Source organism: Actinoplanes oryzae (assembly GCF_030757795.1).
Taxonomy (GTDB): Bacteria; Actinomycetota; Actinomycetes; order Mycobacteriales; family Micromonosporaceae; genus Actinoplanes.
Genome location: NZ_JAUQWH010000339.1, coordinates 1 through 1,572 on the forward strand (window position 1 = coordinate 1; position 1,572 = coordinate 1,572).

The window sequence follows — 1,572 nt, forward strand, 5'->3', positions numbered from 1 at the left end:
GAGGACTCACGGGGTGCGGGTTCATGGCGCCACGATGCGGCCGTCGCGCATTTCGATTCGGCGGTTCGCCCGGGCGGCGACAGCTTGGTCGTGGGTGACCAGGACGACGGCCACGCCCTCGGCGTTGAGCGATTCCAGCAGTTCGAGCACCGCGGCGCCCGTCGCCGAGTCGAGGTTGCCGGTCGGCTCGTCGGCCAGCAGCACGGACGGGCCCGTGACCAGCGCCCGGGCGATCGCCACCCGCTGCTGCTCGCCGCCGGACATCTGGTTGGGGCGGTGCCCGGCGCGGTGGGCCAGCCCGACCCGGGCGAGGAGCTCGGCGGCGCGCTCGTGGCGTTCGCGGCGGCCGGCGCCCCGGTAGACCAGGGGCAGCGCGACGTTGTCCCGTGCGGTGGTGCGCGGCAGCAGGTGGAACGACTGGAAGACGAAGCCGATGACCTCGTTGCGGACCCGGGCGAGCTCGGCCGGCCCGAGCGACGCGACGTCCCGGCCCCCGAGGCGCAGCGTGCCACCCGTGGGCCGGTCGAGACCGCCGAGCAGGTGCATCAGCGTCGACTTCCCGGAGCCGGACGTCCCGACGATCGCCACGTAGTCGCCCGCCGCCACGGTCAGCGACACCCCGCGCAGGGCTGGCACCGACACCCCGTCCAGCTCGTAGGTACGGCTGACATTCTCCGCGACCACGACCGGCGGTCCCGCGTCCGACGGCAGCGGCAACGGCAGCCCGGAAAATGACGGCCCGGAAGACGACGGCCCGGAAGACGGCAGCCCGGAAAACGACGGCCCAGAAGACGGCAGCCCGGAAAACGACGGCCCGGAAGACGGCAGCCCGGAAGAGGACGAAGCAGACGACGGGGACGGCGAAGCAGACGACGAATGGTCCGAGGCGGCGCTGTCGGAACTCATGGAAGGTCCTGACCCGTACGCACCTGATCGGCGCCCCCGATCACGATCCGGTCGCCCGGCGCAAGCCCGTCAGCTACCTGAACGATGTCCTCTCCCCGGACCCCGACCGTGACCGGCGCCCGCACGGCCCGCCCCTCGCGCACCGCCCACACGGTGTCCCGGCCGTCGCTCGACACCACCGCGCTCGCCGGAACCGTGACCGCCCCCTCCGCCTCACGCACCGTCAACCGGACGATCGCACTCATCCCCGGCCGCGGCGACGGCCCGGGACCCGTCGACGGCCCACCGGGATCCACCGAAGGCCCACCGGGACCCGACGACGGTTCACCGGGATCCACCGAAGGCCCACCGGGACCCGACGACGGCTCACCGGCATCCGGCGAGAAGTCACCTGGCGACGGAAGACCAGCACCCGGCGCAGGAGCACTGGCACCCGGCGGAGGGGCAGAGGCATCAGCACCCGGCCCAGGCGCGGCGGCGTGCGGGGCCCCGAGGGCGAGATGCACCCGGTACGACACCCCGCCACGCGCGGACGTCGTCGGCAGCAAATCCACGGCCCGCACCGTCGCGTCCCACGTGACCCCGGGCGCGGCGTCCAGCTCGACCGTCCCCGCGCCGCCCGTCTCCACCAGCATGATGTCGGTCTCGTCCACCTCCGCGGTGACG

At 73.8% G+C, this 1,572-nt stretch carries 3 pseudogenes; all 3 read right to left on the reverse strand.

The window, feature by feature from the left end:
• Nucleotides 1–27: 27 nt before the first annotated feature.
• Nucleotides 28–711: pseudogene (locus RBH18_RS43775) on the reverse strand (ABC transporter ATP-binding protein); the annotation flags it as partial.
• Nucleotides 712–902: 191 nt separating this feature from the next.
• Nucleotides 903–1,169, reverse strand: a pseudogene (locus tag RBH18_RS43780) (efflux transporter periplasmic adaptor subunit); the annotation flags it as partial.
• Nucleotides 1,170–1,313: 144 nt separating this feature from the next.
• Nucleotides 1,314–1,572 (reverse strand): annotated as a pseudogene (locus RBH18_RS43785) (efflux transporter periplasmic adaptor subunit); the annotation flags it as partial.